Below are 1,329 nucleotides of genomic sequence, written 5' to 3' on the forward strand. Positions count from 1 at the left end.
TCCGGCGTAGCCGAGGCGGGCTGCAGCGGAGCGCACCTTCGCCCGCGTCGCCTCGGTGACCGGGGTCTTGCCACTGAAGACGACGGACGCGGTCGACGGCGAGACGCCAGCCTCGCGGGCGACGTCGGCGATCGTGGCTCTGCGCGCGCTCATCCTGCGTCGATCGTAGCGCCCGGCCTTCCCGGTCTCGAATCGTTTCGATCCGAATCGTCTCGCCGGTACCATGAACGTCATGGATCTGCCCCTGACCCGCGCGCAGTACGTGCGCTGGCGCACCGCCGTCTTCGCGATCTTCCTCGCGAGCGGACTGAGCATCGCGACGTGGGCGTCGCGCGTCCCGGACATCAAGATCGCACTCGGGATCGAGAACAGCCAGATCGGTCTGCTGCTGCTCGGAATGGGTGTCGCATCGATCGTCGGGCTGTCCCTGGCATCGGTGATCATCGCCCGCTTCGGCACCCGCCGCGGCATGTTCGGCGCGATGCTGATCTTCGCCGTCGGCGTCGTCCTCATCGGCCTCGGAACCGACGTGTGGGGATCCTTCCCCGTGGTCATCATCGGGCTCGCGCTCTTCGGCTTCGGCAACGGCGCCGTCGACGTCATGATGAACGTCGAGGGAGCCGCGATCGAGTCCCAGTCCGGCAAGACGATCCTGCCGCTGTTCCACGCGTTCTTCTCCTTCGGCACCGTGATCGGCGCGGGACTCGGGGCGCTGGCCGCGGGCCTCGACGTGACCGTCGCCGTGCATGCCGCCGTGATCGCGGCGATCGTGGTCGTGATCGCCGCAGCATCGTTCGCCAACGTGCCGCGGCGCGAGGTCGCGGGCGATCCCGCCGTCGACGACCGGCCCGGCTGGCGGGCGCGACTCGCCCTGTCCCTGTCGGCGTGGCGCGAGCCGCGCACCTACGCGCTGGGCGTGATCATGCTCGGGATGTCGTTCGCCGAGGGCGGCGCGAACGACTGGCTGGCCCTCGGCGTCAGCGAGGAGCACGGCGGCGGCGCCACACTCGGGGCCGCGGCGCTGGCGGTCTTCTCCGTCTCCATGACCGTCGTGCGCGTGTTCGGCGGTCCCCTCGTGGATCGCTTCGGCCGGGTGGCCACCCTGCGCGTGCTGTCGGCGACGGCCGCCGTCGGCATCCTGCTGTTCATCCTCGCCCCGAGCCTGCCCCTCGTCTTCGTCGGCGCGGCGCTGTGGGGTCTGGGCGCCTCGCTCGGGTTCCCGCTCGGGATGTCGGCTGCCGCCGACGACCCCGCCAAGGCCGCGGCCCGCGTGAGCGCGGCGGCGACGATCGGCTACGTGGCGTTCCTCGCCGGTCCGCCGGCGCTCGG

The 1,329-nt window shown here is 71.6% G+C and carries 2 protein-coding genes; one reads left to right on the forward strand and one right to left on the reverse strand.

The window, feature by feature from the left end:
* On the reverse strand, window positions 1-153 hold a 153-nt coding region (locus tag B4E30_RS04655), incomplete at its 3' end, for a LacI family DNA-binding transcriptional regulator (RefSeq protein ID WP_286793706.1).
* Window positions 154-232: 79 nt separating this feature from the next.
* Here B4E30_RS04655 and B4E30_RS04660 point away from each other — a divergent pair.
* A partial coding sequence (locus tag B4E30_RS04660) for an MFS transporter (protein ID WP_286793700.1) occupies window positions 233-1,329 on the forward strand: 1,097 nt, incomplete at its 3' end.

The organism is Microbacterium sp. UBA3394, assembly GCF_002358725.1.
GTDB lineage: Bacteria > Actinomycetota > Actinomycetes > Actinomycetales > Microbacteriaceae > Microbacterium > Microbacterium luteum.